This is a genomic window from Aurantimonas marina, assembly GCF_017183135.1.
Lineage (GTDB): Bacteria > Pseudomonadota > Alphaproteobacteria > Rhizobiales > Rhizobiaceae > Aurantimonas > Aurantimonas marina.
Genome location: NZ_JADDXW010000003.1, coordinates 174,147 through 200,960 on the forward strand (window position 1 = coordinate 174,147; position 26,814 = coordinate 200,960).

Consider the following 26,814-nt stretch of genomic DNA (forward strand, 5'->3'; position numbering starts at 1 on the left):
CCGGTACGTCCGCTTGTGCGGGCTCCCTTAACCAGTAAAGGTCGCGCGTAAATTTTCTGTTGCACTGCGCAACAATGCGGTAACCTGATCTGCCAAAGCAGGTGGATGTTGCACCGGCCGACTTGCGCGAGGCTATGGATCCGGCTGCGTGCCGAGTCCGCTTGCCTGCCTCAGCCCTTGCCGCCGAAGACCCGCTTCGGCTTGAACGCCCCCTCCTCGATCGCGCCGAGCGCGACGAGCCGGCCATGGCCGGTTGCATAGGCATCGTCGCAGAAGGCCGGTGCGTCCCGGCCTCGCAAGAGGACGGCATTGCCGGACAGGACGCGGCCCGCCTGTTCGTCGCTCAGCGCCACTTCGTAAAGTTCGGCGAGTGCCGCCTCCGGCGCCACGAGGTATTCGTCGAGCGGCTCGAAATCGACGACCCGCGCCTTGGCGCCGGCCTCGAGGGCTTCGGCATCCAGCTCCTCGCGGCCTTCCTCGGCAGCGGCTTCCAGCTCTTCCAGCGGCACCAGATCGTCCTCGCCGAACGCGCCGACGGAGACGCGGCGCAAATCGATCACATGGCCGTAACAGCCAAGGTCGCGGCCGAGATCGCGGGCGATCGCGCGCACATAGGTGCCCTTGCCGCATTCCGCCTCGAAGACGGCCGTGTCGGCGTCGGGGCAGTCGAGGGTTTCCAGCCGGTGCACGATCACGGTCCGCGCTGCGATCTCCACCACCTCGCCTTCGCGGGCGAGGTCGTAGGCCCGCTCGCCGCCGATCTTGATCGCCGAGAAGCTCGGCGGCACCTGTTCGATTTCACCGGTATAGTCGGCCAGACGCGCTTCGATCTCGGCCTCGGAGGGACGCGTCTCGGAGGAGTGGACCACCGGACCCTCGGTATCGTCAGTCGTCGTCTCCGCGCCCCAGCGCACGGTGAAGCGATACACCTTGCGCCCGTCCATGACGAAGGGCACGGTCTTGGTCGCGTCGCCGAACGCGATCGGCAACATGCCCGAGGCGAGCGGATCGAGCGTACCGGCATGACCCGCCTTCTGCGCGAAATACAGCCATTTCAGCTTCGACACCGCTTCGGTCGAGCCCATGCCCTTCGGCTTGTCGAGAATGACCCAGCCATTGATTGGCCGACCCTTCGGCTTCTTGCCCCGGCGCGCCATCAACCAAGATCCTCGTCGTCTTCCCCGTCGAGATCGCGGACGACCTCGGGCGATTTCAGTAGCGCGTCGATGCGCGCGAAATTGTCGAAGGAGGTGTCGGCGCGAAACCGCACCTCCGGCATGTATTTCATCTGCTTGAGCGCCGGCGTCAGGCGGCCGCGAATGAACCGGACATGCTGATTGAGCGCGGCGACATAAGGTTCGGTGTTGGTCTGGCCGAGCACCGTGACATAGGCCGTCGCGAGCTTGAGGTCCGACGCCATGCGGACTTCCGAGACGGATATGACGGCATTTTCCAGCAGCGGATCGCGGATCTCGCCGCGCTGCAGCACCTCGGTCAGGGCGTGACGAACCTTCTCGCCGACGGAAAGCGCGCGCTGCGAGGGTCCGGATTTCGAGGATCTGGCCATGAATAACGCTCACATTCAATGAAAGCCCGGCGTCGCCGCCGGGCTTTTCGTCATTACAAGGAAGGTCTGTCGGAGCGGCCTCGGCCGCTCGGCGCGACGCTACAGCGATCGCGCCACGTGCTCGACGCGGAAGCACTCGATGACGTCGCCCTGTCGGATGTCCTCGTAGTTCTGGAAGGCCATACCGCACTCCTGCCCGGCATTAACCTCCTGAACCTCGTCCTTGAAGCGCTTGAGCGTCTTGAGCGTGCCCTCGTGAATGACGACGTCGTCGCGGATGAGCCGCACGCCCGCGCCCCGCTCGACCTTGCCCTCGGTGACGCGGCAACCCGCGACCTTGCCGACCTTGGTGATGTTGAACACCTCCAGAATCTCGGCATTGCCGAGGAAGGTCTCGCGTCGTTCCGGCGAGAGCAGGCCCGACATCGCCTGTTTCACGTCATCCACGAGATCGTAGATGATGTTGTAGTAACGGATCTCGGTGCCTTCGCGCTCGGATGCTTCGCGTGCCTGCTTGTTGGCGCGGACGTTGAAGCCGATGATCGCGGCGTTCGAGGCGGCCGCAAGTGACACGTCCGACTCGGTGATCGCGCCAGCGCCGGAATGAATGATCCGCGCCTGCACTTCGTCGGTTCCGAGCTTGTCGAGGGCGCCAATGATCGCCTCGACCGAGCCCTGGACGTCGCCCTTGATCAAGAGCGGGAACTCCTTGAGCCCCGTATCCTGCAGCTGCGACATCATCTGTTCGAGCGAGCCGCGCTGGCCGGCGTTCTTGGCCACCTGCTTCTCGCGCGACACGCGCTGGCGGTATTCGGCGATCTCGCGCGCCTTGCCTTCGTTTTCGACGGCCGCGAAACGGTCGCCGGCCAAAGGCGTGCCCTGCATGCCGAGCACCTCGACCGGCATCGATGGGGGCGCCTCTTTCAGCTGTTCCCCCTTGTCGTTGACCAGTGCGCGCACCCGACCCCATTCGTCGCCGGCCACAACGATGTCGCCGATTTTCAACGTACCAGTCTCGACGAGAACCGTCGCCACCGGACCGCGCCCCTTGTCGAGCTGCGCCTCGATAACCGTGCCCTCGGCGGTGCGGGTCGGATCGGCCTTCAATTCGAGAATTTCGGCCTGGAGCAGGATCGCGTCGAGCAACTTGTCGAGATTGGTGCCCTTCAGCGCCGAGACCTCGACGTCGAGAACCTCGCCGCCCATGGATTCGACGAATACTTCGTGCTGCAGCAGCGCGTTGCGCACCTTGCTCGCATCGGCGCCCGGCTTGTCGATCTTGTTGATCGCCACGATGACCGGCACGTTCGCCGCCTTGGCGTGATTAATCGACTCGATCGTCTGCGGCATCACGCTGTCGTCCGCCGCGACGACCAGGATCGCAATGTCGGTGGCGGCGGCGCCGCGCGCCCGCATCGCCGAGAAGGCGGCGTGGCCGGGCGTGTCGATGAACGTGATTTTCTGGCCGTTCTGTTCGACCTGATAAGCGCCGATATGCTGGGTGATGCCGCCGGCTTCGCCCGACACGACGCTGGTCTTGCGGATGGCGTCGAGCAGCGAGGTCTTGCCGTGATCGACATGGCCCATGATGGTGACGACCGGCGGTCGCGACACCATCTTCGCCGGGTCGTCCTCAACCCCGAAGATGCCTTCCTCGACGTCGGATTCGGCAACGCGGCGAACCGTGTGCCCGAACTCGGACGCGATCAGTTCGGCCACATCCGGCTCGATGATATCGCCCGGCTTCATCATCTGTCCCTGCTGCATGAGGAACTTGATGACGTCGACGGAACGCTCCGACATGCGGTTGGCGAGTTCCTGGATGCTGATGGTCTCTGGAATAATCACTTCGCGGGCAATCTTTTCTCGCGGCTGGTTCTGCTGCGAGCGTTTGAACTTTTCCTGCCGCCGACGGATCGAGGACAGCGAACGGCCACGCGCGCCGTCTTCCGCCGTCAACGCCTTGTCGAGCGTCAGCTTGCCGCGACGCCGGCCGGCATCGCGTTCCGGACGCGCGGGCTTCGGCGCTTCCGCGCCCACCGCACCCTTGACCGAGCGTCGTGCGCCCGGGCGGGCGCCCTTGGCGTCGTCGTCGCCGCCCGGACGGCGGCGGAGCTCAGCCCGTCCGCTGCGCGCAGCCGCAGCTTCCGCAGCTTCCGCGTCGGCAGGCGTCGGTGCCGGTGCCGCCGGCTGGTTCGCCTGGCCGCCGCCCCTGCGCTCGGCACTGGCTTCCGCCTTGCGCCGGGCTTCGGCCTCGGCTTCAAGGCGCGCCGTCTCTTCGGCCTGACGGCGTTCGGATTCGTCACGCTCGCGCTGGCGTCGCTCGTCGTCGGCGATCCGCCGCGCTTCCTCTTCCTGAAACACGCGCCGGTCTTCGGCCTCGCGTTGCTTGGCGAGTTCGAGCGCCCGACGACGGGCATCCATTTCGCGCGACGACAGATCGCTGAGCACCGCGCCGCGAGGCTGACGTGCAGCGGGTGCCGGCTGGCGGCCGTCGCGGCCACCGTTACGACCGGGCCCCTGACGCGAGGGCACGGCGGAGCGGCCGGTGGCTTGGCCGCCGGGGCGCGGGGCACCGGCGGGGGCGGCGGCCCGCGGCGCGGCCGGTGCCGGCTTCGACGCTGACACGGCAGGCGTGGATGGGGTGGCGGTGGGCGTCGCCTTTGGCGAAGCTTCCACCGCTGGCGCCTCGGCCTCGGGAGCGATGGCCTCCGCTTTGGCCTTGGCCTCCGCAGGCGCGGACGCCTCGGGGGCTGCCGGTTCCGAGGCTGCCGGTTCGGACTCCGGCGCCTTTACCGCAGGCGTCTCGCCCGGCTTCGGTCCCAACTGGATTTGCGGTGGCTTGCCGCCAGCCCGCGGCGGCAATGGCGCGGCGGTCTTTGCGGCGGGACCTACCGGACTCGCGGCGGTCGCCGGCACGGCCGGCTGCGGTGCCTGAGGCTTCGGCGCGGCGGCCGGCGTCACAGCCGCCTCGCGCTCGTCAGGCTTGGTAATGCGTCGCTTCTTGGTCTCGACAACGACCTGGTTCGTGCGCCCATGCGAGAAGCTCTGCCGAACCGTCGACTGCTCGACGCCGCGCTTCAAGGTCAGGGTCTTCTTCGTGCTCACGCTCAGCGTCTTATCGTCGCCGGACTTGGTATCGCTCATTTACGCTTCCGCTTCCTGCGCCGGATCGATCCCGCGCCCTTCATCTTGCCTGGAGCGTCGCTCTGTAGGCGCTCCGATCTCGTTCCCAGTCTCAGTCGCGGTTCCCTCACGCCCTTTTCGGGCGTCGCCAGGAACCGAACCAGGGCCTTCGCCCCGATAATTGGCCAGCGCTCGCATACGCTTCGCCGCAGCCGAGCCCGCGTCACCGGCAAGGATGGCTGCATGTATCACATTCCCCCCACCCAACGCCAAACCCAATTCGTCCGCGCCCAGAAGGCGGAAAGCGGGTATCGCCGTTCCGTGGCCGGATGCCGCCGCGACGTGCCGCGCGGCATCCATCTTGCGAATTCCATCCGGCGCCGCCTCGCGCGCCTGAACCAGCAGCAGCGCCACGCCCGAGCGGATCGCTGCATCGACCTTCGCGGCTCCGGTCACCAGTTGGCCGGCCTTTCGCGCTAAGCCTAGCCCGCCCAGCGCCGACTTCACCAGAAGCTGGTCGACGAGAGCGCCAAGATCGCCTGGTCCGGTCACCTCGGCCCGAAGCGCCCGGGCGAACAGTTTACGACGCATCGCCTGGTCGACCGCCGCACGGCTGAGCGCGACATGAGCGCCGCGCCCCGGGAGCCGCCTGCGAAGATCGGGAACCACCGATCCGTCAGGCCCGCGGACGAAGCGGATGACTTCTTCCGGCGCCATCGTCTTGCGCGAAACGATGCACATACGCTCGTTCACCCCGACCTCCGGCTCGTCGCCATCCTCTTCGTCCGAATTGCAAGCCATGGCAACCTGCCTTCTACGATTCAGGCGGCGGTGCCTTCGTCAACCGTTTCGGCCTCCGCGTCGTCCTCCACATCCGCCTCCGGCTCCGCCAGATCCGCCTCGGTGATCCAACCGGCCTTCAGCCGCGCCTGGATGACCATGTGGTCTGCATCGGCGCGCGAAATGTCGAAGGCCGACAAGGCACCCGGATACTTCGTGGCTTCCCCATCCTTGCGCTCGGTCCACCCGATCAGGTCGTCGGCCGCGCAGCCGGCGAAGTCCTCCATCGACTTGATGCCCTCCTCACCGAGGGCAACCAGCATCGGCGTCGTCAGGCCGTTGATCTCCTTCAACTCGTCGGAGACGCCCAGTTCGGTTCGCTTGGCATCGAATTCGGCCTCGCGCCGCTCCAGATATTCGCGCGCCCGCGCCTGAATCTCGGAGGCGGTCTCCTGATCAAAGCCCTCGATCGCGGCGACCTCGTCCTCATCGACATAGGCGACCTCCTCGACGGTCGCAAAGCCTTCCGAGGCGAGAACCTGGCCGACCATCTCGTCGACATTGAGCGCGTTCATGAAGATTTCGGAGCGTTCGACGAATTCCTTCTGACGGCGCTCCGATTCCTCCTGCTCGGTCAGAATGTCGATATCCCAGCCGGTCAATTGCGAGGCGAGACGCACGTTCTGTCCGCGCCGTCCGATCGCCAGTGACAATTGGTCATCAGGGACAACGACTTCAATGCGCTCGGCGTCCTCGTCCAGCACCACCTTGGCGACTTCCGCCGGCTGCAGCGCATTGACCAGGAACGAGGCCGCGTCCGGGGACCAGGGGATGATGTCGATCTTTTCGCCCTGCAATTCGCCGACCACCGCCTGGACGCGGCTGCCGCGCATGCCGACACAAGCGCCGACCGGGTCGACCGCGGAGTCGCTCGATATCACCGCGATCTTCGCCCGCGAGCCCGGATCGCGCGCCACCGCCTTGATGGTGATGATGCCGTCGTAGATCTCTGGCACTTCCATGGTGAAGAGCTTGGCCATGAACTGCGGATGGGTGCGCGAGAGGAAAATCTGCGGACCCCGCTGCTCGCGGCGGACGTCGTAGACGAAGGCGCGGACCCGATCACCGTAGCGGAACAGCTCGCGCGGGATCTGCTCGTCGCGGCGGATGATGCCCTCGCCGCGGCCGAGATCGACGATCACATTGCCATATTCGACGCGCTTGACGGTGCCGTTGACGATCTCGCCGACGCGGTCCTTGTATTCCTCGAACTGGCGATCGCGCTCGGCATCGCGCACTTTCTGCACGATCACCTGCTTGGCGGACTGGGCCGCGATGCGGCCGAAATCCATCGGCGGAAGCTGTTCGGCGATGAAGTCGCCCGGTTCGGCATCGGGATTCTTGTCGCGGGCCAGGTCGAGATAGATCTGCGTGTTCGGATCCTCGACCTCGTCGACCACTTCCAGGAGCCGCTGCAGCTTCATCTCGCCAGTCTTGGTGTTGATGTCGACGCGAATGTTGGTTTCCTGCCCGTAGCGGCTGCGCGCCGCCTTCTGAATGGCGTCGGCCATCGCCCCGATGACGATCTCGCGATCGATCGACTTTTCGCGCGCGACGGCGTCCGCGATCTGCAGAAGCTCCAGCCTGTTCGCACTGACTGCCATACTCTTTCTCCTGACCTTCGATCGCTCGCCGCATCCACCGCGCCCGACCTCATCAAATTCCTGGCGGATCGCCGCCGCCGTCCAATCCTTCGCCCGGCGGAGTAACCCCGCCGGGCGTCGAGACCTCAGTGGCCGCTGTCGGCCGCGCCAGCCTCATCGTCGTCCGCCTTGTCCCCGCGCGCCTTGCGCGCGGCCTTGTCGGCCTTCAGCGACGCTTCGACCAAATCGTCGGTCAAGATCAGCCGAGCCTCGCCGATGGCATCGAAGGGGATATCCACGGCGCTCTCCTCGCCCTCGGCGGGTTTGTCGCGCTCGATGATGATCGCCTCGTCGCTCACCTTGACGACCCGGCCGCGGTAGCGCTTGCGCTTGTTGATCAGCCGGTTCGTCTCCAGCTTCATGAGAAAACCGGCCCAGGTCTCGAAGTCGCTCTTGCGCACGAGCGGTCGATCGATGCCCGGCGAGGACACTTCCAGATGATAGGCCTTGTCGACCGGATCGTCGACGTCGAGCACCGGCGAGATCGCTCGCGAAACAGTCTCGCAGCCCTCGACGGTCATCGTGCCGTCGGGGCGCTCCGCCATGATCTGGACGGTCATCCCGTTGAGGCCAGAGATCCGGACACGGACCAGACGATAACCGATCTGCTCGATCGCCGGCTCGATAATAGCGGCGATGCGGGCTTCCAGTCCCTGTTCCTTCACGAGGCGATCAGCTGCGGTCGTCACGGTGCTCCGGTAAGGCTGCGGGGCGTTTCGATCCTGCCGGATCATGCCCAGTTGCTTGTGTCTCCGCCGATCCGCGCCGCGTGCCCGAAGCTCGTCCGATCATGGAACCGGACCCCCGGTAACAAAAAAGAGCGGGACCGGCAGGACCCACTCTCACGATCGCATCGCAGAGAATTTGTCCGCTCTATACGCTCTTCGGACTTACGCATCAAGCGTTTCTCGCGGCGATGGCCGGAAAGTCCGCAGCGCGCTACCGCCGTCGCGTCACCGCCGCCGGAAGGTCAGGTAGGCGGGGCGGCGGCCTTCGCGGATCGCCTTGGCTTCGTAACGTGTTCCCGGCCAGGCTTCGAAGGGGGTATGCCAGTCAGCGGCACGGCGCGCCGTCCAGGCGAAATCCGGATGGTCGCGGCAGTGATGCAGCGTCCAGTCGACATAGGTCTCAATGTCGGAGGCGAAACGGAACAGCGCTCCGGGCTTCAGGACACGCGCCATGCGATCGAGGTTGCGGGCGCTGACGAAACGGCGCTTGAAATGCTTCTTCTTCGGCCAGGGATCCGGATAGAAAAGGTCGATTCCGGCGAGACTCGCCCCGGGCAGCCAGTCGAGCAGCCGCGTCGCGTCGTCGTCATACAGGCGCAGATTCGGGCGGGGCGACTCCTCGAGCCGGCCGAGCAGCTTGGCCATGCCGTTGACGAAGGGTTCGACACCGATGAAGCCGGCGTGAGGAAAACGCCCGCTTTCGTGCAGAAGATGCTCGCCGCCGCCGAAGCCGATCTCCAGACGGACCACCTCGACGGGCTCGGCGAACAGCACGCGAAGGTCGGTCGGCGCCGGTTCGGAGAGATCCAGCCGCAGGCGCGGCAGGATCGTCTCGATGAGCTCCGCCTGACGCGCCCGCAGCTTCGGCCCTTTCAGGCGGCCAAAGAACGCCTCGCGTGATCGTTCCGGATGATTGCTCGCCGGCATTACGGCTTCAGCTGGCGAGAGCTGCCTTCAGTTTCGGCACCAGATCGGTCTTCTCCCAGGAAAACGATCCGTCGCGACCGGGCTTGCGGCCGAAGTGGCCATATGCCGAGGTCTTGGCGTAGATTGGCTTGTTGAGGTCGAGATGACGGCGAATTCCGGTCGGGGACAGGTCCATGACCTCGCGGATCGCAGCCTCGACCTGCTCCTCCGTCACCTTCTTGCCGGTGCCGTGCAGATCGACATAGATCGACAGCGGCTGGGCGATGCCGATTGCATAGGCGATCTGGATCGTGCAGCGATCGGCGAGCTTGGCGGCGACCACGTTCTTGGCGAGATAGCGCGCCGCGTAGGCGGCGGAACGATCCACCTTGGTGGTGTCCTTGCCGGAGAAGGCGCCGCCGCCGTGCGGCGCCGCGCCGCCATAGGTATCGACGATGATCTTGCGGCCAGTGAGGCCGGCGTCGCCGTCGGGCCCGCCGATGACGAATTTCCCCGTCGGATTGATGTACCAGACGCAGTCATCCGCGATCGGAAAATCCCCGAGCGCTTCGCGGATAAAGGGCTCGACCACGGCGCGAACCTTGGCCGAATCCCAGTTTTCGTCGACGTGCTGTGTGGACAGGACGATCGAGGTGACCTCGGTCGGCTTGCCGTCGACATAGCGGACGGTGATCTGGCTCTTGGCGTCGGGACCCAGCAGCGCGGCGTCGCCCTCGCCCTTTTTCCGCGCCGTTGCCAAAAGCTCGAGGATCTTATGGGCATAGTAGATCGGCGCCGGCATCAGCTCGGGCGTCTCGCGGCAGGCATAGCCGAACATGATGCCCTGATCGCCGGCGCCCTCGTTCTGGGCGTTCGCCCCCTCGATGTGCTTGACGTCCGAGGCCTTGTCGACGCCTTGCGCGATGTCGGCCGACTGCGAATGGAGCAGGACGTCGATTTTCGCCGTCTTCCAGTGAAAGCCGTCCTGGGCATAGCCGATGTCGCGGATGGCGCGACGCGCGGCGGACTTGAAGCGGGACGGATTGATGACGTTCTGGCCATGCTTGTCGGTCTTCATCAGACTTGGCGGTAGCCGCACTTCACCGGCGATGACGACGCGGTTGGTCGTGGCGAGCGTCTCGCAGGCGATGCGGACCGACCAGGGATCGACCCCAGTCTTCGTGGCTTCACGATAGACGAGATCGACGATCTCGTCGGAAATCCGGTCGCAAACCTTGTCTGGATGGCCTTCCGAGACGCTTTCGCTGGTGAAGACAAATTCCGAACGCGCCATCTTTACCCCTCTTCGATTCCGGGAAACGCCCACCTCAACTCCGCAGCCGGTCAATAGCGCGGCGGTTCGACCGGACGAAAAGCTGCGTGACGGGAGATCGGGCGCCCGACGCATATATTGCGCGGTGCGGTGTGGGGCAACGAGGTTGGAAGGTCAAGTGCGACGTATCCGCCGGCAGCGATTTACGCGCTCCGCAGCTTGTCGTCCGGCTCGCAGGCATCGCCCAGGGTTCGCACGAGTTCAATGATGCGGCGCCTGACCTTGGGATCCGTGATCTTGACGAAGGCGCGGTTCAACTGGAGCCCCTCGGACGAAGACAGAAAGTCAACCACATAATCGGCTCCGGCCGGTTCCTGTAGCCCATTCTTACCGGGCGAACTGCCGGGAACATCCTCGAAGAAGAACGCGACCGGAACGTTCAGGACCTCGGATATGCGCTGCAGCCGGCTTGCCCCGATCCGATTGGAGCCCTTCTCGTATTTCTGAATCTGCTGAAAAGTGATGCCGAGGCTTTCGCCCAGTTTCTCCTGGCTCATCCCGAGCATGGTGCGGCGCAATCGTACGCGCGAGCCGACATGCGTATCGACCGGATTCGGCTTCTTCTTATTCTCGATCATCGGATCGGCCTTTTCGTCTCTGCGCATTACCAGGCACTCATCTGTGCGGCCTGGCCCCCCCTCCCAGTCACTCCAAAAATCGATGATTTGGCCAACTAGGCAATTGTCACAATTCATTGCTTGCAGAGGGGGGTATGCGGTGCATGTCGGCGGAGTCAATCAATCCTCGCGCGCATCCTTAATCGGGATACCACTGCGGCCACCCATGTTACTATAAATCCAAGCCAAAATGGCAGGCTTCCAAAGCGAGCGAAAAGCGTCGCGGCGCCGGCGCGCGGCAATCCGACCTCGATCGTGCCTGTCGACCCGAGCGCCAGGCCGCCGATTTGCCGGCCGTAGGAATCGTTGACGACGGAGATTCCCGTGTTCGCGCTTCGCACGAGCGGCAGGCCGACCGCAACCGAAGTGAGTTCTGCCAGACGCAAATGCTGATAGGGTCCCGGCGTCGCACCGTACCAGGCATCATTGGTATCGTTGACGAGGAAGCCGGGCCGCGTTTCGGGAGTCCCCACGTCGATCTCACCCGGAAAGATGATCTCGTAGCAGATCAGCGGAAGAAACGACGGCGCGCCATCGAGCGGAACCTTGACTCGCGCGGCTCCGGCGGAAAAACCGCCCGGCATCTCGGCCAGTTGCGACAGGCCGAAGCCTTCCAGAAATTCCTGGAACGGGAGATATTCACCGAAGGGTACGAGGTGGGTCTTGTCGCGCGCGGCAACGATCTCGCCCTCGTCGTCGATCACATAGACCGAATTGTAGACCCGCGATGTCGCAATGTCCGGCCCTTCGATGCGGGCCGCGCCAGCGATCAGCGTTTCGTTCGGTTGCAGCGTGTCGGCGATGCGGGCGATCGCATCGGGCCGCTCGGTCAGGAGAAACGGAAACGAGGATTCCGGCCAGATGACCAGAGTCTGCGGCGGCGCCTCGCTGGTCCGGGCTGCCGCGCCGTCGGATGATTGCGCTGGTGCCGCTCCCTGGGTCGCGGCGCTATCGTCCCGTGCTTCGGTCAGACTGATATGCCGATCGAAGATCGTCTCGGCCTGGTTCACTTCCCACTTCTGCGATTGCTCGATGTTCGGCTGAACGACCCGGAGCCGCACGTTCTCGACGAATTCGGTCGGATGCGTCTGAAGCCGCCAGAGACCGAACCCCAGATGGAAGGTCAGAAGCGCTGCGGCAACGACCAGCACGGGACCGCGCCCGCGTCGATCGATGAGGACGGCCGGGCTGGAAAATACGATGACGGCGAGCAGCGTCAGGCCGTGGACGCCGACCAGGCTGGACGTCTGCATCAGCAGCGGCGCCGGCGCCGCCATCACGCCGACCTCGTTCCAGGGAAACCCGGTGAAGAGAATCGCCCGCAGATATTCAAACAGCGCGAAGGCACCCGCCAGGGCGAAAATGCGCAGGGCGCTGTCGCTCCAGACAAGTCGGGCGAGCGCGGCCGCCAGACCATAATAGATCGCCAGGATGGCCGGTAGCCCCAGAACCGCGAGCGGGATGAAGGCGGCAAAGGCGGCCGCATCGACCAGCATGGCCGCCCCCAGCCACCACAAGCCGGCGACAAAGTATCCGAAGCCGAACAGCCAACCGGTGACAAAGGCCGGCGCCATGCGACGGATCAGCGAGCGGCCCGGATCGATGACCACACCGTCGAGCAGCCATACGAGCAACGGGAAGCCGATAAAGCCAACCGCAGGAAAGTTGTATGGCGGAAGTGCGAATGTACATAGGGCGCCGGCCCCTATGCTCAGGACGACGCGGCGCCAGCCTTCCAGGAGGAGGACCCAACCGGCCAGCCGCTCCAGAAGGTTTGCATCGTGCTCGCGCCCATCAGGTCGAGCGATAACGGTCAAATTGGCCCCCAGATGCTACGAGCGGATCCAGATCCCGCCTGTCAGTTCGGCCCGCCGGCGAAATACCGCCTTCGCGCACCCATTTCTTGTCCCTCAGACGACGAAACCATGGCCTCCTTAAGGCGCATCGGCCAGCCCTTCGACGATGCGCCGCCGCTTTTCCCCCTGCTGGAAGCGGACGATCCGCACCCGGCGCACGCGCCGCGGATCGGCGTCCAGCACTTGGAATTCAAAGCCCGGAACCGCCTGAACGACCTCGCCCCTGGCCGGGATGCGCCCGAGTTCGGAAAACAAGAGGCCGCCGATCGTGTCGGCCTCGTCCTCGTATTCACTGATATCGAAATCCTCGCCGACCAGCTTCCTGACCTCGTCGAGATCGGCCTTGGCGTCGGCATAATAGATGCCGTCGCCACTTTCGGTGATCATTGCGGCTTCGTCGTCATGCTCGTCCTCAATATTGCCGACGACCATCTCGATGATGTCCTCCAGCGAGACCAGCCCGTCAGTGCCGCCATATTCGTCGATGACCAGCGCCATCTGCGTGCGCATCGCCTGCATCCGCGCCATCAGGTCCGAGGCGAGCATCGAGGGCGGAACGAAGAGCACCGTGCGGATAATGCCGAGATCGGCCACCCGCCGGGCGAGGTTGATCTGTCGCAGATCGAGCCCCGACCGGGCTTTTCTGGCCGGCGGGCCATCGCCGCCGTTGGATTTGGCGGGACGGGCAACACGGGTGATGTGGCCGACGACGTCGCGGATGTGGATCATCCCGCGGGGATCGTCGAGGCTCTCGCCATAGACCGGCATGCGCGAGTGGCCGCTGGCCTCGAACTGCTTCATCAATTCGCCGAGCGTGGTCGTGATTTCGACCGCCTGGATGTCGGCCCGCGGAACCATGACGTCCTCGACCCGGACCTCCCGCAGCCGCAGGATGTTGTTCAGCATGGCGCGTTCTTCGGGAGAGAAGGCGCCTTCGCCGTGCCCTGGTTCGAGCAGCGCCTGGGTCAGATCCTCGCGCATCAGATTGGGCATGCGCGGTCGCAGCCTGTGGACAAGACTGCCGATGAATCCCCGCTCGTTCTTGGGTTTTCCGCTGCGCCGACTTCGATCGTCGCCCGCGCCTCGCTCGCCGCCATCCTCGGCGGCCCCTACCGCGTCGTGGTCGTTCGGACCCGTCGCGTGCGTCTGAATGCTCATCGTCTCGCTCATCGTTCAGTCGGTTATCATAACCGGCTTCGGGGGTTTTTCGAGGCTTTCGCGATAGGGGTCCGCAACGCCGAGATCAGCGAGGATCGCGATCTCCAGCGTTTCCATCGCCTCGGCTTCCGCTTCGTCGATGTGATCGAAGCCCATGAGATGCAGAAAGCCATGCACCAGAAGGTGGCGGACATGATCGCCCAGGCTCTTGCCTTCGATTCGGGCCTCCCGCTGCACGGTCTGAAAGGCCAGCAGCAGATCGCCGCACAGCGGTCCCGGACGGACGCCGGGCGCAAGATCGGCCATCGGAAACGACAGGATGTTGGTCGCGCGATCCTTGCCGCGCCATTCGGCATTGGCGGCGCGCACGGTCTCGTCGTCGGCGAGCGTCACGGCGATCTCGCTTTGCAGATCCTCCGGCAGGCCAATTCGACCGGCCGCGGCGGCAAAAACGCTGTGCGCCATCGCCGCGACATCGCCGAGCCCCGCCGCTTCCCACTCCGTCGCCTCAATCGAAAGGGCGACGGTGAGCCCTTCATACGGAATGGATTCTGATTTGCCGGATCGCACTATCTGTCCAGCGGGCTAGCCGACGCACGATGGCGCACCGCATCCTCCTCGTAAGCCTCGACGATCGCCTGGACCAGCGGATGGCGCACGACATCTTTCGCCTCGAAGCGCACCGTGACCGCGCTCGGCACGTTTTGGAGGATCCGCAGCGCTTCGATCAGGCCGGATTTCTGGCCAGGCGGCAGATCCACCTGGGAAGGGTCACCCGTCACCACCATACGGGCATTCTCGCCAAGACGGGTCAGAAACATCTTCATCTGCATCGTGGTGGTGTTCTGCGCCTCGTCGAGAATCACCGCGGCATGGGACAGCGTACGGCCGCGCATGAAGGCCAGCGGCGCGATCTCGATCGCGCCCGCCGCCAGAGCGCGCTCCACCTTCTCGGCCGGAATCATGTCGTAGAGCGCATCGTAAAGCGGGCGCAGATACGGATCGACCTTCTCTTTCATGTCGCCCGGCAGGAAGCCGAGCCGCTCGCCGGCCTCGACAGCCGGCCGCGACAGGATGATCCGCTCGACCTGGCCTCGTTCGAGAAGCTGCGCGGCGTGAGCGACGGCGAGATAGGTCTTGCCGGTGCCGGCCGGGCCGACGCCAAATACCAATTCGGCCCGCTCCAGCGCACGCATATAGGCATCCTGGGTCGGGGTCCGGGCGTGGATCGTGCGGCGGCGCGTCGAAATCTGCGCCAGCGACATGCGCCCTTTCTTCTCGAGGGTCGGCAAGTAGAGCTGGTCGTCCTGGGCGATCGCCATGCGGATCGCGCCCTCGACGTCGTTCCTGCCAATCTCGTGGCCGCCCTGAAGACGCTCGTAGAGATAATCCAGCGAGCGGCGGGCCTGCTCGCTGGCAAGCTGATCGCCGCGAATCTCGATCTTGTTGCCGCGGGCCCGCGCGTCGATACCGAGCTTCTGCTCAATCAGGGCCAGATTCTCGTCGAACTGGCCAAACAGCGAGCTCGCCAATCGGTTGTCCTCGTAGGTCAATACGATATGCGCCATATCCGATGCGCCGGAGGCGGGCGCGGTTCCGCGTTCGGCCCTCACGCGACGTTCCTCGCATCGCCTGCCCGAACGGCGTCGGCGCCCTTGGCAAGCAGGGAATTGGGCAGTGTTGCCGCAATGCGCACCGTCACCAGATCGCCGATCTCACCGACATCGGCGGCGGCGACCACCGGCTGCAGGAAGGGCGAGCGCCCGACCCGCTGATGAGCATAGCGGCCTGGCTTTTCGACCAGGATCTCGACGTCGCGGCCGACGAGGCTTTCGGCGAAGGCCGTCTGCTGCTCGCGCAACAGCGCCTGCAGCCGCTGCAGGCGCTCCGATTTCACCGCCTCGTCGACATGATCGTCCATGTCGGCGCCGGGCGTGCCGGGACGCGGGGAATATTTGAACGAGAACGCCGAGGCGTAGCCGACCGTTTCGACGAGGCGCATCGTCGCCTCGAAATCCGTGTCGCTCTCGCCAGGAAAACCGACAATGAAGTCGCCGGACAGGGCGATGTCCGGCCGGGCGGCTCGGATTCGATCGAGCAGCGCCAGGTAGTCTGCCGCTGTGTGACGACGATTCATCGCCTTCAGGATGCGGTCCGAGCCGGACTGAACCGGCAAATGCAGATAGGGCATCAACGCAGGCAGATCGCGATGGGCAGCGATCAGATCGTCGTCCATGTCGCGCGGATGCGAGGTCGTGTAGCGAAGTCGCCCGATCCCGGGAATTTCAGCGAGCGCGCGCAACAGCCCGCCAAGAGCAAGCGGCCGGCCGGCGGCGTCCTCGCCGGACCATGCGTTGACGTTCTGGCCGAGCAGCGTCACCTCGCGCACACCGGCATCGGCCAGCCGACGCGCCTCGTCAATGATCTGGCCGAACGAGCGGGAGACTTCGGCGCCGCGCGTATAGGGCACGACGCAGAAAGTGCAGAACTTGTCGCAGCCCTCCTGCACCGTCAAAAAGGCCGTCACCCCGCGGGCGCGGATTTGCGGCGCCTCGGCGCGCGGCAGATGCGCGAATTTGTCCTCGACCGCGTAATCGGTGTCGACCACTTTGTCGCCCTTCGCCACGCGGGCGAGCGCCTCGGGCAGGCGATGATAGGTCTGCGGGCCAATGACCAGGTCGACGACCGAGGCCCGCTCGATGATCTCGCGGCCTTCGGCCTGCGCGACGCAACCGGTGACGCCGACGCGCAGTTCCTCGCCCCGCAAAGCCTTGTCAGCCTTCAGGAGACGAATCCGGCCGAGCTCGGAATAGATCTTCTCCGCCGCCTTTTCGCGGATATGACAGGTGTTCAGGAGAACGAGATCGGCGTCCTCCATCGTCTCCGTCGGCCGATAGCCGTCCTTCGCCAGCGCGTCGCCCATGCGCTGGGAATCGTAGACGTTCATCTGACAGCCATAGGTCTTGATGAAGACTTTGCGGGTATTGTCCCCGGCCGTCGCCGGCTCGCGTCTTTCGATCGTTTCAGTCATGCGCCCTTCTGGTCGGACCGAGCCTGCCAGCTTGGCGCCGACAGGGATGAATTAGACCCATATATCGACAGCATCATGACGCGGCGCAAGCGCTCGATCATTTTCGCGCGGGCCGGAGCGGTCTTTTGCCTCCGCTCTGTGACCACGAAGGCTCGCCGCGAGCATTTTGCGGACGCTGGCCTCGGCGGTGCGCGCCACCACCTTGCGATCGGACGATTCGCCGAAGGGGATTGGCGTGCCGAACGAGACCTCGACCCGGATCGCACCTTCCTGAAGGAAATCCAGAAGGTGCGGACCCAGTTCGACGGCGCCCGGCCAAGCCGCCAGCGGCCGGAAATAACGGCCGAGCGGCACGCCGTTGGCGTGCGTATAGGCGATCGCCACCGGCTGCACGGTCACCGCATGGGCCTTGTAGGAGTGAAGCGCCGCCTGCGCAGCGCCGAACAGCGCGGTCTTGAACGGCAGCACCTCGTTGCCGTCCGAGGTCGTTCCCTCGGCGAACAGGACCATGACATCGCCGGCCGTCAGCCGCTCGGCGATGGCGTTCGCCTGGACTCCGGTGCGCCGACGCGCGTCCCGCTCCACGAAGATGGTCCGCTGGAGTCGGGCAAGCAGGCCGAAGGCCGGCCAGTCCCGAACCTCCGCCTTGGCGATGAAGGACAGCGGCATGATCTTGCCAAGCACCATGATGTCGGCCCAGGACTGGTGGTTGGCCACCAAAAGCAGGGGATGGGCCTGGCTCGGCTGCCCGACGGTCTCGACCTCGATGCCGGCGATGGCGCAGGCGATCCGATGCCAGATCACGGGAAGCCGACGTGCCAAGGTCCAACCGCGCGCAATCGCCAGACTCTGGAGTGGCCATAACACCAGGGTGAGCGCGGTGAGGGTCGCGGCGACGAAGCCGACGCGCAGCCGCCCGATCATCGCTCACCGCCCGGCGGCGCGGTCATCATCCTGTACGCCATGGCGCTTCCGGCCGCTATCTCAGCGTCCGCTTGAGCATCAACGCGCTGGTCGTGCGGCCGTCCGGCTGACGGTAATAGGCCGGCCGGCGACCAACCTCCTCGAAGCGCAGCCGGCGGTAGAGCTTCAATGCCGGAGCGTTCTCCTCGTCGACCTCGAGGAACAGCGACGACGCCCCCTCGGCGTAAAGCTGCTGCAGCAGCTGGTCCATCAAGAGACGGCCGACGCCGTGGTTGCGCGCGCGCTTGGCCACGGCGATCGTCAGGATCTCCGCCTCGCCATCAATGTTGCGGGCGAGAACGAAGCCCTGCGGCGGCGCGAAGGGGTGACCGACATGCCGTGCGACGATGCCGATACTGCCCTTCTGGCTGAGGAGGGAGGCGAGTTCGTCGCCGGACCAGGGATGATCGAAGGCCTCGCTGTGAAGACCGGCCGCCGCGTCGATGTCGGTATCGACGAGCGGCGCGGCGGCGATTTCCTGGCCGCTCAGCCAGTTGTCGACAAACGAGACCGTCCAGGTCCAGGGCAAAAACCAGTACATCGGCCCGCTTTCCTCTCTGTCCGCTGTTTCCGCTCCATCAGCGACGCCTGTCAGCCGGATGAGACCGGCCAATCCGCAAGCTTCACTCGACACAGCCTATCACAGCAAGAGTTGAGCAGTGCTTTCGCTCCCAAAGGCGACACCCGCCGTCGCGGAAGCGGGTTTGGCGTCGGCGCCGCGCAGATAGAGCGGGCGCGGCGGCTCGCCTGCATCGCGCCCTGCGGCAAGCCGTGCCAGCACGGCGATATCAACGCGTGCCTCTTTCGTCAGGACTTCGCTGGATCGCGGTTGGAGAACCGCCGCGGCGATCGCCGCGCCGGTTCCGACAAGCCCGATCGCCTGGTCACCCACAAGACCGGCAGTGAAGGCTTGGAGCGCCCGCGGCGGCAACGCCAGCGGAGCTTCGAGCAGCGCCCCGTCGGCGCTAAAGAGCGCCGCATAGACCTCGCCGCGCTTGGCGTCGAGGACGCACAGGATCGGCTTGCCGCCACCGACATGGGGCGCCGCCAGTGCTTCCAGCGTCGTCACGCCGATAGCAGGAACGCCGAGCGCCAGCGAAAGACCGCGCGCCGCCGACACGCCGACCCTCAGCCCGGTGAACGATCCGGGTCCGACCGTCACAGCGATCCTGGCAATATCGGCATAGCCAGCGGACGCGCTTTCCAGGACCGCGTCGACGACCCCCATCAGCCGTTCCGCGTGACCCTTGCCGATCTCGGGTTCGGCACGCCCGACGACCGCGCCGGAGCGAAGATCGAGAAGCCCCGCCGAACAGCGCTCGAAAGCGGTGTCGATGGCCAACAGCACAGATGTCATCGGCGCGGGCGGGCGCTTTCGGCGTCGGAAACGGGCCGGCGACGGGGAGGCGACTGTCGATTCCGCGGCATCAGGCGGCCTCGACCGCCTCCACCGCTTCGACCTCGGGCACGAAATGACGCAACAGGTTCTGGATGCCGTGCTTCAGCGTCGCGGTCGAGGACGGACAGCCGGCACAGGCGCCGCGCATGTTGAGATACACCGTGCCGTCACGATAGCCGCGAAAGGTGATGTCGCCGCCGTCCTGGGCCACCGCCGGGCGAACCCGCGTTTCCAGCAGTTCCTTGATGGTCGCGACGGTGTTCGAATCGCTTTCCTCGAAGAACTCTTCCCCGTCCGGCATCCCTTCGCCGCCGCCGGCGTCCGCCATGACCGGCTCGTTCGACATGAAGTGCTCCATCAGCCCGGCGAGAATCGCCGGCTTCAGGTGCTGCCAGTCGGGCCCGTCCTTGGTGACGGTGACGAAATCATAGCCGAAGAAGACGCTGGTCACGCCGGAAATCGCCATCAATCGGGTCGCCAGCGGCGAACGCCCGGCATCCTCCTTCGAGCGGAACTCGACGGTGCCGTTCTCGACGACGACGCGGCCCGGCAGGAACTTCAGCGTCGCGGGATTCGGTGTCACTTCGGTCTGGATGAACATGTCACACCCCTTTTCGCGGCCGCAATGCCGCGGGTATCTTTGGAATTGTTCTAAACTTACAGCAGCGCCTCGCGCGCCGCAACCTGAGCCCCCCCAACATAAGGTGCCGGTTCGGTCCTCAACAGAGGCTGGCGATATCCTCGTCCGTCAGGGTCGCCGGCACAATCGTCACCGGAATCGGAAACGCCGCGCCCTTGCCCGCGACGGACGACACCAGCGGGCCCGGCCCCTCGGACGCTTCCCCAGCGGCCAAGACGAGGATCGCGATCTCACGGTCGGCCTCGATCAGCGCATGAATCTGGTCAACCATGGTTCCTTCCCGCACCACTGTCTCAGGTTCGATTCCGACCTGCTCGCGCAGTTCGTCGGCGACCTTGGCCAGCCGCGTCTCGGCTTCCTCGGTCGCCTCGGCGCGCATGATCTTCTCGACGCCGAGCCAGTGCTGGAAGTCGCCGGGCTCGATGACGTAGAGCAGCACGGCTCCGCCGCCACTCGCCTTGGCGCGATGCGCGGCATAGGCCGCCGCGCGCCCGCATTCGGGGGTTTCGTCGATGATGGCGAGGAACTTGCGTTTGCCGCCGGCGTCCCGACCGATGCGTTTTGATACCATGGCGGCAAGATGGCAGCGCCGGGGCCGGACGGCAAGACGGGGTTGGTGGCCGGCGCGTCGAGCGTATCGGAGCGACGCCGGATCACCGGGAGAAAATGTCAGTTCGCGTCCGGTCTCGGCGGCCAGTCGCGGCTTTGATGGAGGACCCTTAGAACGGTCAGTGTCGTATCGGTCGCACGATAGACGATGAGATAGGTGGTTTTCAGAACCAGCTTCTGAGACGCGTTCGGCAGGCGACTCCGCCGGCCAATCGGCCGATCGCAAAGGAGCGTGACAGCCGCCAATAAGCGCTGCTCCATTAGCTCGGCATAAGCCGGATCGACATTCGCGGAATACTCAATGATAGCGTCGTAGTCGCTCCGGGCCTCCGGCGACCAGGAAACCCTCCTCAACTCGCCTTTTTCCGCTTCGAGGCTTCGATGATAGCCCGGCCTCGCGCGACCACCTCCTCATGCGGCACAAGGTTGCCCGCGTCGGCGCTCTTCACGGCCGCTTTCAAGGCGCCGATCTCGGCCATCTCGCGTTCGAAGTAATCCTCGATCATCAAAGCCGCGTAGACGGCCGGGCTATGCCCGGATTCCGCGGCGAGCGCGGCAAGCTTGCTGGCGGCCTTGCCCTCGAGCGTCACTGTCAGCTTTTCGTTGGCCATGACCGGCTCCCGCAATTCCCGTTCCCTTCACTATAGGCCGGCGGGATTGGAAGCGCGAGAGATCGTCAGCCCGCGGATCAATCGCGCAGAAAGCCGACGATATCCTTGACATCCTTCATCGTCGCATCCGCGATGGCGCCGGCGCGCTCGCCGCCATCCTTCAGAACAGCGTCGATATGCGACGGATCGGCGAGATAGCGTCGCATCTCGGCGCTGATCGGCGCAAGGATCTCGACGGCGAGATCGGCCAGCGCCGGCTTGAACTCGGAAAATTGCCGACCGCCATATTCGGTCAGCACATCGGCCTTCGGCCGCTCGGCGAGCGCGGCGAAGATGCCGACCAGATTGTCGGCCTCGGGCCGCTCCTTCAGGCCGTCCACCTCGGAGGGCAGCGCGTCGGGATCGGTCTTGGCCTTGCGGATCTTCCTGGCGATGGCGTCGGCGTCGTCGGTGAGATTGATGCGCGACAGGTCGGACGGGTCCGACTTCGACATCTTCTTGGCCCCGTCCTTGAGGCTCATGATCCGGGTCGCCGGTCCCTCGATCAGCGGCTCGGTGATCGGGAAATAGCCCTCGGTGGGGTCCTCGCCCCCGGTGATCGCCACGGTGAGGCCGGTGGCTTCGATGCGTTCGGCAAAGTCGAAATTGAACTTCGCGGCGATGTCGCGGGTCAGTTCCAGATGCTGCTTCTGGTCGTCGCCGACCGGCACATGGGTCGCGCGATACAACAGGATGTCAGCCGCCATCAGGCTCGGATAGGCCAGGAGGCCGAGCGAGGCGTTCTCGCGGTCCTTGCCGGCCTTTTCCTTGAACTGGGTCATCCGGTTCATCCAGCCGACGCGGGCGACGCAGTTGAATATCCAGGCGAGTTCCGCATGGCCGGACACCCGGCTCTGATTGAAGACGATGTGCTTGTTCGGGTCGATTCCCGCCGCCAGGAAGGCCGCCGTGATCGAACGGATCTGGCCCGGCAGATCGTCCTGGACGAGCTGCGCAGTGATCGCGTGCAGGTCGACGACGCAATAGAGGCAGTCGTGGCTCTCCTGCAGGGCGACGAATTTCCGGATCGCACCGAGATAATTACCGAGATGCAGATTGCCGGTCGGCTGCACGCCGGAGAAGACGCGGGGGGTGATGTCGCTCATGGTCGGCGGCTCCAAAGGATCGCGGCGGTGTCGGAAATCGGAGGCGTTATGGCCGAGCGGCCGGCCGCGATCAAGCGCGGACAGGTTCGAGCAACGCCGTCGGCGCCGCTCAGGGCTGCGGCTTCTTTCGCTTCAGCACCGCCAGAAACAGCTTGCGATCCGCCGCGCCGGTCGCCAGCGCCAGCGCGAAATAGATCGCCATGGCCGACGACACCAGAATCAGAATCGCGGTGATCTGCGTGGTGACGGACGATTCCGGTCGCAGCCAGTCGCCGAGCTCGACCATCTCCAGGACGAGAACGGCGCCCATCAACAGCGATGACAGAACCACCAGAGCCGAACGCTTCACCAATTCGCGATCGATCTCCCACAGTCCCTTTCGATAGAGCCCCGCGAATAAGAGACCGGCATTCAGCCAGCCAGCGATGGTGGTGGCCAGAGCAATGCCGCGTTCCGCGATCAGCCAGAACAGGACGAGCGACAGGACGATGTTGGCGCCGGCCGAGATCAGCGTCGCGATCATCGGCGTCCGCGTGTCCTCGCGGGCGAAATAGCCGGGCGTGAATACCTTGGCCATGACAAAGGCCGGCAGACCGAGAGCATAAAGCCCCAACACCGCCGCTACCGCCGGGGTCGCCGTCGGATCGAAGGCGCCGCGCTCATACAGCACCCGGATGATCGGCTCGGGGATGATGAACAGGGCGACGGCGGCCGGCAGCGTCAGGAACAGCGCGAATTCCAGGCTGCGGTTCTGGGTGTGCTGGGCTTCCCGCAACCGGCCGCCCTTGAGCGCCCGCGCCAGCTCCGGCAGGAGCACGACGCCAATGGCGATGCCGACCATGCCGAGCGGCAATTGATAGGGCCGGTCGGCGTATTGCAGGGTCGAGACGGCGCCCGGCTTGAAGGAGGCGATCGCCTGGCCGACGAAGAGGTTGATCTGGGTGATGCCGCCGATCAACGCGGCCGGACCGGCAAGGACCAGAAGCCGCTTCAGCCGCTTGGTCCAACGCGGCCAACGCAGCGCGACGCTGAAACCGGCCATGCGCATGGCGACGACCACCATGGCGAGCTGGGCGAAGCCGGCGATCAGGACTCCCCAGCTCATCAAGAAGCCGATCGTCGTCTTGTCGGCGCCGTCCCACAGCGCCCAGCCGAGAACGCCGATCAGGATGAAATTCAGAAGCGTCGGCGCCACCGCCGCCGCAAAGAAGCGGCGAAAGGCGTTGAGGATGCCGGACACCATCGCCATCAGCGACATGCAGGCGAGATAGGGAAACATGATGCGCGAGAAGGTGACGGTGATGTCGTAGCGCGCGGCACAGGAGATGACGTTGCCGCCGGCCGCCGGATCATCGACGCAGACCGCCAGGCCCGGCGCGATGATGGTCTGGACCAGAAACGGCATGAAGATCATCGCCAGAACGGTCAGCGCGAGGAGCACGGTGAACAGCGTCGAAAAGACCTCGGTGGCAAAACGCCGCGCGCCGTCCTCGCCTTCCTCTTCCAGCGATCGCGCAAACAGCGGGATGAAGGCGGCGTTGAAGGCGCCCTCGGCGAACAGCCGGCGGAACAGATTGGGGAAGCGGAAGGCGAGATTGAACGCATCCGCCACCGGGCCGACGCCGAGCGCGGAGGCCATCATCATCTCGCGACCAAAGCCGAAAATGCGGGAGATGAGCGTCGCGCCGCCGACCGTAGCAAACTTGGAAAGGAGGCTCATCGATGGGGTATGCCGAAAGCGCGAGGGGATGACATGACGACGGATGAGGACATTTCGCCCTCGGCGCTTTCCAGAACCCGCGTCAGGCGCGCCTCGATGCGCTCGATCCGCGTCTCGCTGGTGATCTTGGTGCCGATCAGATCCGTGACGTAGAAGACGTCGACGACCTTTTCGCCATAGGTCGAAATATGAGCCGAGCGAATGTCCAGATTGAGGTCGGAAATCGCGCCGGTGACGTCCGACAGAAGGCCCGGACGGTCCAGCCCCTCGACCTCTATCACGCTGAACTGGTTCGACAGATCGTTGTCGATGCTGACCCGCGGCTTAACCGGGAATAGCGTCGTCTTCCGCAAGGGCTTGCGATGGGCGATGAGGTTCGCTGGCATCTCGCTTCCCTGCAACAGCTTGGCGATGTTGTCGCAGATTCGCCGGGCGCGACGGATCTCATCCTCGTCTGACGCGAATTCCCGGTTGAGCACCATGACGTCCAGCGCCCGCCCGTCGGACATGGTGAAGATCTGCGCGTCGGCGATGTTCGCCCCGGCCCCGGCGCAGGCGCCCGCCAGCAGCGACAACAGCCGTGGATGATCCGGCGCCAGCACCATGATCTCGGTCACCTCGTGGAACTTGTCGGTCCGCACGCTGGTGGCAAGGGGCTGATCGGCCTGGGCAGTTCGAATGAACTCCGCGTGGCGGACCTGGTCCTCGAGCGGCGCGGTCAGAAAGTAATTGGGATAGTGCAGATCGAGATAGACCTGTCGCTCGAGGGCAGGCCAGGCCGCCAGCCGCTCGGCCAGAACCGCGCGAGCGAGCGCGATCCGCTCGCCCCGCGACGACTGGGTGAAGCCACCGGTCAGCGTCGGTTCGGTCTCCATGTAGAGCGTCCGCAAGAGCTGACCCTTCCAGCCGTTCCAGACGCCGGGGCCAACCGCGCGGATGTCGCAGACCGTCAACACCGTCAACAGCTTCAACCGGTCGAGCGTGCGCACCCGTTCGGCGAAATCGAGGATCGTCTTGCGGTCGTTGAGATCGCGCTGCTGCGCCGTCATCGACATCACCAGATGGTCCTCGATCAGCCAGGCGACGAGATCCGTCTCGCGCTCGTCGAGGCCGAGGCGCGGGCATAATTGGCGGGCGATCCTGGCGCCGGCGACCGAGTGATCTTCCGGCCGTCCCTTGGCGACATCGTGGAGAAGCAGTGCCACGTAAAGCGGGGTGCGGTCCTTCGGCGTCCGCATGAACCCCGTGGACATCGGCACTTCGTCGGCGAGTTCCCCGCGCTCCATCCGCGACAGTGTGGCGATCGAGCGCAGGAGATGCTCGTCCACCGTATAGTGGTGGTACATGTTAAACTGCATCATCGCGACGATCTTGCCGAAGTCGGGGATGAATCGGCCGAGAACGCCAGCTTCGTTCATGCGGCGCAGATGCAGCTCCGGGTCGACCGGGTCGGTGAGAACGTCGAGGAACAGGCTGTTGGCATCCCGATCCTCCCTCAGATCGGCGTTGACGAGCCGGATCGACCGGCGGATCAGCTTCAGCGCGTCCGGGTGGTACTCCAACTTGTGCAGCGCGGCGAGGCGGAAGATCCGGATCAGGTTCACCGGGTCGTCGCGGAAGACATTCGGCCCGGTGACGTTGATGCGGTTGTTGTCGATATGGAAGGCGAGCGTGCCGGGGATCTTCCTGGCCCGGTTGCGCAAGGTGCGCACGAAGCCCCGCAAGCCGGGCGCGGTCTTGGCGTGCTGCTCCTCCAGCGCCGCGCAGAAGATGCGCGTCAGATCGCCGACGTCCTTGGCGATCAGGAAGTAGTGCTTCATGAAGCGCTCGACATCCTTCAACCCCGGATGGGCGTTGTAGCCGAGGCGTGCCGCGATCTCCGGCTGCAGGTCGAAGGAAAGCCGTTCCTCCGGCTTGCCGGTGACGAAGTGCATGTGGCAGCGCACCGCCCAGAGAAAATCTTCAGCCTTCTGGAAGAGCCGCGCCTCGCGTCGCGAGAATACCCCGGCCTCGACCAGCGCCTCGGTCGTGTTTACCCGGTAGTGATATTTGGCGATCCAGAACAAGGTGTTGAGATCGCGCAGACCGCCCTTGCCTTCCTTGACGTTCGGCTCGACCAGATAGCGGGTGTCGCCGGTCTTGGCGTGACGGACGGAGCGCTCACCGAGTTTGGCGGCGATGAACTCCTCGCTGGTCCCTTCGACGATTTCGGCCTCGAAGCGCCGGCCGAGTTCGACCAGAAGCTCCTCGGCGCCGGCGATCAACCAACGTTCCAGAATCGAGGTTCGGATAGTGAAGTCGGACCGGGCGAGGCGGATGCATTCGTCAACCGTGCGGGTGGCGTGGCCGACCTTGAAGCCGAGATCCCACAGCAGATAGAGCAGATATTCCGCCACCTGCTCGCCGAGCGCGGTCTGCTTGTAGGGCAGGAGAAACAACAGATCGACGTCGGAACCGGGCGCGAGCGTGCCGCGGCCGTAGCCACCAACCGCCAGGATCGCCATGCGCTCGCCCGAAGACAGGTTCGCCGAGGGAAAGACATGGCGCAGCGCGAAGTCGTGGATTTCCCGGATCACCGCGTCCTGAAGCGAGGCCAGCCGCTGGGCGCACAAGAGGCCGCCGCCATCCTCGAACAGCATCGCCTCGATCATCGTCCGACCGTGGCGTATGGTGTCCTTCAGGAGCGCAAGAACCTCTCCCCGCGCAGCCGTCGAAGCGCCCCCGGAGGAGTCCCTTTCGGCGATCGACGCAAGCCCCGATCGCAGCACCGCGATGTCGAGAATGCCGTCGAGGCGGACCTGTTCGCCGGTTTCGACGAACGGCAGGGGGCTCGACGGGGCGGGGCTGGCCTCGAGCATAGTCATATGCGGTCCTGCTGCTTATTCGCTTCGGCGGCGAGGCTATAACCCATTCGCCCGCCGC

23 protein-coding genes and 1 pseudogene are annotated in these 26,814 nt (G+C 65.1%); all 24 read right to left on the reverse strand.

Features of this window, described 5'->3' with window-relative positions; all coding sequences use genetic code 11:
• Positions 1 to 170: 170 nt before the first annotated feature.
• Positions 171 to 1,157: a tRNA pseudouridine(55) synthase TruB gene (gene truB, locus ING15_RS05205; RefSeq protein WP_206453725.1), complete on the reverse strand. Its 987-nt coding sequence runs from the start codon at positions 1,155 to 1,157 to the stop codon at positions 171 to 173.
• Entirely contained in the window at positions 1,157 to 1,567 is a 411-nt protein-coding gene (gene rbfA, locus ING15_RS05210) for a 30S ribosome-binding factor RbfA (protein ID WP_206453726.1), read from the reverse strand. Before rbfA ends, truB begins: the two co-directional genes overlap by 1 nt.
• 99 nt (positions 1,568 to 1,666) lie before the next feature.
• The gene (infB, locus tag ING15_RS05215) at positions 1,667 to 4,714 is read right to left on the reverse strand and encodes a translation initiation factor IF-2 (RefSeq protein ID WP_206453727.1); all 3,048 of its coding nucleotides are present in this window, start codon (positions 4,712 to 4,714) and stop codon (positions 1,667 to 1,669) included.
• A 132-nt stretch (positions 4,715 to 4,846) separates the two neighbouring features.
• Positions 4,847 to 5,494 (reverse strand): annotated as a pseudogene (locus ING15_RS05220) (RNA-binding protein); the annotation flags it as partial.
• A 20-nt stretch (positions 5,495 to 5,514) separates the two neighbouring features.
• Positions 5,515 to 7,137, reverse strand: a complete 1,623-nt coding sequence (gene nusA / locus ING15_RS05225) for a transcription termination factor NusA (protein WP_206453729.1) — start codon at positions 7,135 to 7,137, stop codon at positions 5,515 to 5,517.
• Positions 7,138 to 7,262: 125 nt separating this feature from the next.
• Positions 7,263 to 7,910 carry a ribosome maturation factor RimP gene (gene rimP / locus ING15_RS05230; protein ID WP_206453730.1) on the reverse strand — a complete coding sequence of 216 codons (648 nt, stop codon included), beginning with the start codon at positions 7,908 to 7,910 and terminating at the stop codon, positions 7,263 to 7,265.
• Positions 7,911 to 8,129: 219 nt separating this feature from the next.
• Positions 8,130 to 8,831 carry a tRNA (guanine(46)-N(7))-methyltransferase TrmB gene (gene trmB / locus ING15_RS05235; protein ID WP_206453731.1) on the reverse strand — a complete coding sequence of 234 codons (702 nt, stop codon included), beginning with the start codon at positions 8,829 to 8,831 and terminating at the stop codon, positions 8,130 to 8,132.
• Between the two features lie 7 nt (positions 8,832 to 8,838).
• Positions 8,839 to 10,104 carry a methionine adenosyltransferase gene (gene metK, locus ING15_RS05240; RefSeq protein ID WP_206453732.1) on the reverse strand — a complete coding sequence of 422 codons (1,266 nt, stop codon included), beginning with the start codon at positions 10,102 to 10,104 and terminating at the stop codon, positions 8,839 to 8,841.
• Between the two features lie 182 nt (positions 10,105 to 10,286).
• Positions 10,287 to 10,721: a helix-turn-helix domain-containing protein gene (locus ING15_RS05245; protein ID WP_206453733.1), complete on the reverse strand. Its 435-nt coding sequence runs from the start codon at positions 10,719 to 10,721 to the stop codon at positions 10,287 to 10,289.
• A 155-nt stretch (positions 10,722 to 10,876) separates the two neighbouring features.
• Positions 10,877 to 12,529, reverse strand: a complete 1,653-nt coding sequence (gene lnt / locus ING15_RS05250; RefSeq protein ID WP_206453847.1) for an apolipoprotein N-acyltransferase — start codon at positions 12,527 to 12,529, stop codon at positions 10,877 to 10,879.
• Between the two features lie 165 nt (positions 12,530 to 12,694).
• A complete protein-coding gene (locus ING15_RS05255) occupies positions 12,695 to 13,774 on the reverse strand; it encodes a hemolysin family protein (RefSeq protein WP_408628672.1) in 1,080 nt (359 codons plus the stop codon).
• 15 nt (positions 13,775 to 13,789) lie between these two features.
• Positions 13,790 to 14,344, reverse strand: a complete 555-nt coding sequence (ybeY, locus tag ING15_RS05260; protein ID WP_332873770.1) for an rRNA maturation RNase YbeY — start codon at positions 14,342 to 14,344, stop codon at positions 13,790 to 13,792.
• Complete coding sequence (locus tag ING15_RS05265; protein ID WP_210348801.1) at positions 14,344 to 15,342, reverse strand: PhoH family protein; 999 nt, start codon at positions 15,340 to 15,342, stop codon at positions 14,344 to 14,346. The genes ybeY and ING15_RS05265 overlap by 1 nt, the downstream gene beginning before the upstream one ends.
• Before the next feature lie 41 nt (positions 15,343 to 15,383).
• On the reverse strand, positions 15,384 to 16,805 hold the full coding sequence (miaB, locus tag ING15_RS05270; protein ID WP_206453735.1) for a tRNA (N6-isopentenyl adenosine(37)-C2)-methylthiotransferase MiaB: 1,422 nt from the start codon (positions 16,803 to 16,805) through the stop codon (positions 15,384 to 15,386).
• Between the two features lie 51 nt (positions 16,806 to 16,856).
• A complete protein-coding gene (locus ING15_RS05275; RefSeq protein ID WP_206453736.1) occupies positions 16,857 to 17,729 on the reverse strand; it encodes a lysophospholipid acyltransferase family protein in 873 nt (290 codons plus the stop codon).
• Positions 17,730 to 17,784: 55 nt separating this feature from the next.
• On the reverse strand, positions 17,785 to 18,309 hold the full coding sequence (locus ING15_RS05280; RefSeq protein WP_206453737.1) for a GNAT family N-acetyltransferase: 525 nt from the start codon (positions 18,307 to 18,309) through the stop codon (positions 17,785 to 17,787).
• Between the two features lie 99 nt (positions 18,310 to 18,408).
• Positions 18,409 to 19,125, reverse strand: a complete 717-nt coding sequence (tsaB, locus tag ING15_RS05285) for a tRNA (adenosine(37)-N6)-threonylcarbamoyltransferase complex dimerization subunit type 1 TsaB (RefSeq protein WP_206453738.1) — start codon at positions 19,123 to 19,125, stop codon at positions 18,409 to 18,411.
• A gap of 70 nt (positions 19,126 to 19,195) precedes the next feature.
• Positions 19,196 to 19,768: a NifU family protein gene (locus ING15_RS05290; protein ID WP_206453739.1), complete on the reverse strand. Its 573-nt coding sequence runs from the start codon at positions 19,766 to 19,768 to the stop codon at positions 19,196 to 19,198.
• 118 nt (positions 19,769 to 19,886) lie between these two features.
• Positions 19,887 to 20,378, reverse strand: coding sequence for a universal stress protein (locus ING15_RS05295; protein ID WP_206453740.1), 492 nt, complete (start codon positions 20,376 to 20,378; stop codon positions 19,887 to 19,889).
• Positions 20,379 to 20,476: 98 nt separating this feature from the next.
• Positions 20,477 to 20,770 carry a type II toxin-antitoxin system RelE/ParE family toxin gene (locus ING15_RS19925; protein ID WP_206453741.1) on the reverse strand — a complete coding sequence of 98 codons (294 nt, stop codon included), beginning with the start codon at positions 20,768 to 20,770 and terminating at the stop codon, positions 20,477 to 20,479.
• Positions 20,767 to 21,027: a hypothetical protein gene (locus ING15_RS05305; RefSeq protein ID WP_206453742.1), complete on the reverse strand. Its 261-nt coding sequence runs from the start codon at positions 21,025 to 21,027 to the stop codon at positions 20,767 to 20,769. The genes ING15_RS19925 and ING15_RS05305 overlap by 4 nt, the downstream gene beginning before the upstream one ends.
• Before the next feature lie 77 nt (positions 21,028 to 21,104).
• On the reverse strand, positions 21,105 to 22,172 hold the full coding sequence (trpS, locus tag ING15_RS05310; protein ID WP_206453743.1) for a tryptophan--tRNA ligase: 1,068 nt from the start codon (positions 22,170 to 22,172) through the stop codon (positions 21,105 to 21,107).
• Between the two features lie 109 nt (positions 22,173 to 22,281).
• Positions 22,282 to 23,892, reverse strand: coding sequence for a murein biosynthesis integral membrane protein MurJ (gene murJ / locus ING15_RS05315; RefSeq protein WP_206453744.1), 1,611 nt, complete (start codon positions 23,890 to 23,892; stop codon positions 22,282 to 22,284).
• Complete coding sequence (locus tag ING15_RS05320) at positions 23,889 to 26,750, reverse strand: [protein-PII] uridylyltransferase (protein WP_206453850.1); 2,862 nt, start codon at positions 26,748 to 26,750, stop codon at positions 23,889 to 23,891. The genes murJ and ING15_RS05320 overlap by 4 nt, the downstream gene beginning before the upstream one ends.
• Between the last annotated feature and the right edge of the window lie 64 nt (positions 26,751 to 26,814).